Source organism: Dyadobacter sp. (genome assembly GCF_051859145.1).
In the GTDB taxonomy this organism is placed as follows: domain Bacteria; phylum Bacteroidota; class Bacteroidia; order Cytophagales; family Spirosomataceae; genus Dyadobacter.
Genome location: NZ_JBHYGF010000078.1, coordinates 5,444 through 12,014, shown reverse-complemented (window position 1 = coordinate 12,014; position 6,571 = coordinate 5,444). Strand labels below are relative to the sequence as shown.

At 45.6% G+C, this 6,571-nt stretch carries 4 protein-coding genes and 1 tRNA gene; all 5 read left to right on the top strand.

The features are described from left to right. Positions 1–675: efflux RND transporter periplasmic adaptor subunit (locus tag ACTIE6_RS06050; RefSeq protein ID WP_439555776.1), on the top strand; the 675-nt coding region annotated here is incomplete at its 5' end. 136 nt (positions 676–811) lie between these two features. After that, complete coding sequence (locus ACTIE6_RS06045; RefSeq protein WP_439555775.1) at positions 812–4,243, top strand: efflux RND transporter permease subunit; 3,432 nt, start codon at positions 812–814, stop codon at positions 4,241–4,243. A 92-nt stretch (positions 4,244–4,335) separates the two neighbouring features. Then, positions 4,336–4,409, top strand: a tRNA-Pro gene (locus ACTIE6_RS06040). 272 nt (positions 4,410–4,681) lie between these two features. Then, positions 4,682–5,122, top strand: coding sequence for a GNAT family N-acetyltransferase (locus ACTIE6_RS06035; RefSeq protein ID WP_439555774.1), 441 nt, complete (start codon positions 4,682–4,684; stop codon positions 5,120–5,122). A 206-nt stretch (positions 5,123–5,328) separates the two neighbouring features. Next, positions 5,329–6,465 carry a dTDP-4-amino-4,6-dideoxygalactose transaminase gene (gene rffA / locus ACTIE6_RS06030; RefSeq protein WP_439555773.1) on the top strand — a complete coding sequence of 379 codons (1,137 nt, stop codon included), beginning with the start codon at positions 5,329–5,331 and terminating at the stop codon, positions 6,463–6,465. Positions 6,466–6,571 lie beyond the last annotated feature (106 nt).

The following is a 6,571-nucleotide window of genomic DNA, read 5'->3' as shown; positions in this document are numbered from 1 at the left end:
AACCTTTGGGACCAAAAAATAGGTACTGAGCTGCAATACCTGCAGGCGAAGAACAATAAGGAATCCCTTGAAAGAAGAATGAGCACGCTGAATGCACAATTGTCACAAACCAACATTGTGTCACCAATGGCGGGAGTTGTGGATATGGTAAATGTCAAAGTGGGCGAAATGGCTTCTCCGGGAATGGGCGTAGTCCGCATTGTAAACCTGAGCAACCTGAAAGTATCTGCCAAAGTATCGGATACCTACGCAGCGAGCGTAAAAAAAGGCGACGAAGTAATCGTGAAGTTTCCTGATCTGGATAAAGAGTTCAAGGCGAAAGTTTCATTTGTGAGCACTGCAGTGGACCCGCTTTCCAGAACATTTACGATTGAAGCAAACCTGCCTTCTGACAAGAGCATCAAACCCAATATGATGGCCAATGTACAGATCAACGATGCGACCAGCAAAAATGCATTGATAGTAGACCAGAACTTTGTACAAAGCACGGAAAAAGGAAATATCGTGTACGTGGCAACTACCGAAGGGAACAAGAAAGTCGCCAAAGCGCGGGAGGTGAAAACCGGTTTGAGCTACAATGGAAAAATCGAGATCCTGTCAGGACTTTCAGCGGGTGATCAGCTGATTACATTGGGCTACCAGGAAGTTTCCGACGGACAGCCGATTAGTTACTAAAATGCAGAAAAGGGGTTGGTAAGTCAATTGTATTCATGAATTGTCATTGGACTAACAATTCACTTATTCAGCGCAGCGGCGCCTGCTCCTTCTCTCATTCAGTCATTCATTCATTGAATCATTCAAAATTGATCACATGAAATTTAACGAATATAAAACCCTGAGGTTCACCAACTGGTGCGTAGAGAACCGGACTACCATCTACATCTTTACGTTCATCATTACGTTGGCTGGGTTTATGGTTTATAATAACCTGCCCAAAGAACAATTCCCTGATATCAAGATCCCGCAGATCTATATCAACACTGTCTACTTCGGTACTGCGCCTGCTGATATCGAAAACACGATCAACAAGCCCATTGAAAAGCAGCTGAAATCGCTGAGCGGGGTTAAGAAGATCAAATCCAATGCATTGCAGGACGTATCCGTAATCCTGGTTGAATTTACACCGGATGTAGCGGTTGAAGTTGCATTGCAAAGGGTCCGCGACGCAGTTGATAAAGCGAAAACCGATCTACCGCAAAACCTGGATTCAGGACCTACTGCCCAGGACGTGAACTTCTCGGAGTTCCCGATCATGAACGTGAATATCGCAGGTAACTATTCGCTGAAACAACTCAAACAATACGCAGAAGACTTGCAGGACGGAATTGAGGCGCTGCCTGAAATTACGCGTGTGGATATCCTCGGTGCATTGAACCGCGAAATTCAGATCAATGTAAACCTGGATCGGATGAAATCGACCGGACTTACATTCTACGATATTCAGACTGCTATCGCGGGTGAAAACATCAACGTATCAGGTGGTGAGTTGAATGTAGATGGTGTGAGAAGAACACTGCGCGTGAAAGGTGAATATACCAATGTAGCCGATATGGCGAATATCCGCATTCGTACTGCAACCGGCGCTACTGTCCGCCTGGGCGATGTAGCTGATGTAAAAGACGATTTTGAAGAACAGCAGGATTTTGCACGTTTGGCAAATAAATCAGTAATCACATTGAACGTGATCAAACGTTCGGGAGAAAACCTGGTGGATGCTGCGGACAAGATCGAAGCGACCATTGCAGACTACAAGGAAAATCGTTTTCCACAAGGACTGGATATCAATATTACTGCTGACCAGTCTATTCAAACAAGAGCCGACCTGCACGATTTGATCAACACCGTTGTACTCGGGTTTATTTTCGTGGTAATGGTTTTAATGTTCTTCATGGGTGTGCGAGACGCGATTTTCGTCGGGTTATCGGTACCGCTTTCCGCATTGGTAGCATTTGTGATGATGCCGATTATCGGTCCAATGGTAGGAACCGAATTTACATTGAACACAATCGTACTGTTTGCATTCCTGCTGGGTATCGGTCTGGTAGTGGATGATGCGATCGTGGTAATCGAAAACACGCACCGCCTTTTTAACCAACATAAAGACTGGACTATCCAGCAGGCTGTAAAAGCGGCTGCGGGTGAGGTATTTATCCCGGTACTTTCAGGTACGCTTACTACTATTGCGCCTTTCTTCCCGCTGCTTTTCTGGACAGGTATAGTCGGGGAATTTATGAAGTTTATGCCGCTGACGCTGATTATCACGCTGGGCGCCTCGCTGTTTGTTGCTTACGTAATGAACCCGGTTTTCGCGGTATCATTTATGGGCCGCCATGATGATGAGAAAGAGGCGCACGATACCAGCTTCAAGGCAATCCGCAGACCTGTGATCATTTTGGCCGTAGCCGCTGCGATTGGTTACGTCATCGACCGCGGGCTTGGTAACTTCCTGGTGTTCATTCTGGTACTATGGATGTTCAACCACTACATTCTGACACCAAGAATTCTTGTTCCATTCCAGGACCGTTTGCTGCCTGCATTGAAAAACAATTACCGCAAATTTATCGACTGGCTTTTACACGGCTGGCGACCAGTGGTTGCGATCGTATCAATGCTCGTATTGCTGGTAATTACATTCATTATCACCGGTATAGCCCAGCCTAAGGTACTCTTCTTCCCAAGTGGTGATCCGGATTACGTTTATGTTTACAACAAAATGCCGATCGGAACAGACGCGCGGGTGACCGACTCTGTTACCAGAATCATTGAGAAACGTGTTTTCGATGTTTTGGAAAAAGAGAAAGCAATGGATATGGTCAACTCGGTAATTGCCAACGTGGGTAAAAATGCCGGCGACCCATTTAACCCCGACCGTGCCGCAACTCCGCACAAATCGAAGGTAACTGTCGCATTCGTTTACGGAACCGAACGTGGGGGAAGATCGTCGGAAGCTATTTTACGTAAAATACGTGAAGCAGTTACAGGTATTCCGGGAGCTGAAATTTCCGTTGAACGTGAAGCAGTAGGTCCGCCAACTGGTAAGCCGATCTCCATTGAAATTTCGGGAGATGAATTTGACGAGCTGCAAAAACTGGAAAAAAGCGTTATGCAGCGCGTCCAGCAATCGGGAATTGAAGGTATCGACCAGCTCCGTTCTGACCTGGTGACCAACAAGCCGGAAATTGTAATTGATATAGATCGTGAAAAAGCGCAGCGTGAGGGTATCAGCTCACAGCAAATTGCGCTGGCAGTCCGCACCGCATTGTTTGGTTTGGAAGTATCCAAATTCCGCGATGATAAGGACGAATATCCGATCATGGTGAGGTTGAACAAAGACGATCGCGAGCAGATCGAGAAGCTGTTGAGCCTGAATGTGGTTTATCGCGATATGAATATGGGCGGTGCATTGCGCCAGGTACCTATTACTTCGGTGGCCAATATCCATTACTCAACTACTTTCAGCCAGATCAACCGCCAGGACCAGCGGCGCATTGTAACACTCGGCTCTGATGTTTTGCCCGGGTATAATGCCAACGAAATCGTGGCCCAGATCCAGACGTTGATTGAAGATATGGAGGTACCAAACGGATACACGATCAAAATGGGTGGAGAGCAGGAAGAGCAGGCTGAATCCATGGCTTTTCTCGGAACTGCATTCGGCGCGGCGATCTTGCTCATTTACCTGATCCTTGCAACACAGTTTAACTCCGTTGTCAAACCATTCATTATCTTCTTCACGATTGTACTTTCGCTGATCGGGGTATTACTGGGTTTTGTGATTTTCAACAAAGACTTCTCCGTGATCATGTCCGGTGTCGGTATCATCGCATTGGCAGGTATTGTGGTAAAAAATGGTATCCTGCTCATCGAATTTATCGAAGAGCTGCGTGGCAGGGGTTACCCGATGCGCGAAGCAATTATTGAAGGCGGCGCAATCCGTTTGACCCCGGTACTACTTACTGCATCAGCCGCTGTACTTGGACTTGTGCCACTTGCACTGGGTATCACAGTTGACTTCGTAGGTCTGTTCCGCGACCTGGAACCCGACCTGATCATCGGAGGCCCAAGCTCCATTTTCTGGAACATCCTCGCCTGGACGATCATTTTCGGTCTTACATTCTCGACGGTACTGACACTGATCCTCGTTCCTTGCATGTATTATGTCAACGAAAGAGTACGTGAAAAGTGGTTCAGAAAAGGCAAGCCGGAAGTGGTGAACCCGAACTGGCAGAATGAGACCATCTGATAAACTGGTTTGTTGTCTATTTCTGATCATTTTTTAAAATCAGGAATAGACAATAATTCCAAAACATTTATACATTTGCAACCCATTACCGGCGGGATGTAGCGCAGCCCGGTAGCGCACTAGCATGGGGTGCTAGGGGTCGCAAGTTCGAATCTTGTCATCCCGACAAGGCCTGGTCGAAAGACCGGGCTTTTTTGGTTTATTGTAGCGCACTAGCATGGGGTGCTAGGGGTCGCAAGCGGCCGCCGCCCGGGCTTCGCGCCCCGGTTCGAATCTTGTCATCCCGGGTGACTTAATGTTAGCTGATTGCTTTGCGTTGTAATACGAGCCGGAAGATCTGAATCTAACTATTTCAAGTGTTTGCAGTTGGACTTCTGCCGACAAAGTCATAGATTTCAGCCTTGTATTGCGATATTTAGATACTAAACACACTTAATAATGCTCTTTGACCCGCCCAAGTTAGTCTTTCGTCCAATTACAAAGAAAGACACCTACTCCGTTTGTTTGCTACTCGAACAATTATCCGAATTCCCTGGCGGCGTGGATGCAATTGATATAGAAGACAGCTGGAAAAACTTTTCCGCAAATGCTAACATTTACGGAGTTGTAGGCATAGCCGATGACAAGATCGCCTGCTATGGGAGTGTGATCATCGAATATAAAATCCGGGGTGGCAGGTCGGGCCATATTGAAGATATCGTCGTAGACCACCAATGGCGGCGGAAAGGGTTCGGAGAGCTGTTGATATCACATCTTGTCAGCTACTGCGAAACAGCCGGATGCTACAAAGTAATTCTCGATTGCTATGAAGAAACGGTCCCTTTTTACAACAAGCTTCATTTCAAGGAAACTCATTTTGGAATGTCAAGATATTTGTGAGCTTTAACCAGGGCTTATGTTGACAAACGGAATAATTCTGAATTTTCTGCGCTCTTTTGAGAATCTTCCATGTTGTGTCGGCGTACTATTCGTCTACATGGATCGAAGTATACAGTTCCCATCTCACTTTCATTATTGCCAGGCAAGTGAATTCAACAATCATCATTTAAAAGGAAATACCCTAGCGGGTCTAAGTCCATATCATTATGATTCCATTTAACAAACCATATCTTACAGGAAAAGAAGCTCATTATCTCTATCAGGCTGTGCTATCCGGCAAAATTTCGGGAGATGGTATTTTCACAAAAAAATGTCATTCTTTTTTTGAAGAGCGTTACGGCTTTCAGAAGTCGCTTCTGACCACATCCTGTACCGACGCCCTGGAAATGGCGGCCATCCTGGTAAATATCCAGCCAGGCGACGAGGTGATCGCACCTTCCTACACATTTGTGTCTACCGTCAATGCTTTCGTATTGAGAGGTGCTAAAATTGTTTTTGTAGACTGCCTGCCCGATCACCCCAACATGGACGCGTCTCAAATTGAAGCACTGATTACTGAAAAAACAAAGGTGATCATCCCTGTACATTATGCGGGAATTGCCTGTGATATGGCGGGTATAATGGAGCTTGCTGCAAAATATGGTCTTTTCGTTGTGGAGGACGCTGCTCAGGCCATCGACTCTTACTTCAATGGAAAACCGCTTGGTTCCATAGGTCACCTGGCAGGATTTTCATTTCATGAAACAAAAAATATCATTTCCGGAGAAGGCGGAATGCTTGCGATCAATGACGCCAGCATGAGCGAACGTGCGGAAATTATAAGGGAAAAAGGGACAAACAGGTCGCAATTTTTCAGGGGTGAAGTTGATAAATACTCATGGGTTGACATTGGCTCATCATTTTTACCATCAGATATCATAGCAGCATTCTTGTTTGCACAGCTTGAACACCTGGAAGATATTCAGGGGAGACGAAAAGCAATCTGGAACCTTTATGAAAAAGAGCTGAGATCACTTTCAGATTATGGGGTGCAATTGCCGTATTTCCCTGAATATGCAGTCAACAATGCGCATATGTTTTACCTGGTCTGCAACTCAATTGATGAAAGGACCAGTTTAATCCAGCTGTTAAGAGACAATGGGATTCTGTCCGTTTTCCATTACTTATCTCTGCACAAATCGACATTTTACTCGGAAAAACATGACGGAAGAGATCTCCCGGAAACCGATCGGTATGCAGATTGTCTGGTTCGCCTGCCATTATTCTATGAGTTGGAAACTGAGCAGATTCTCAAGATTACTGACGTGATACTTGGATTCTACCACAACCGTTTTTCGGCATGATACTACACTTGATGCACGATGAAAAATTTTGTGATAACACCATTAACAATTTCGAAAAAGTAAATCCGGGCAACAATAAATATCTCGTGTTCAAAGCCGATAAAGA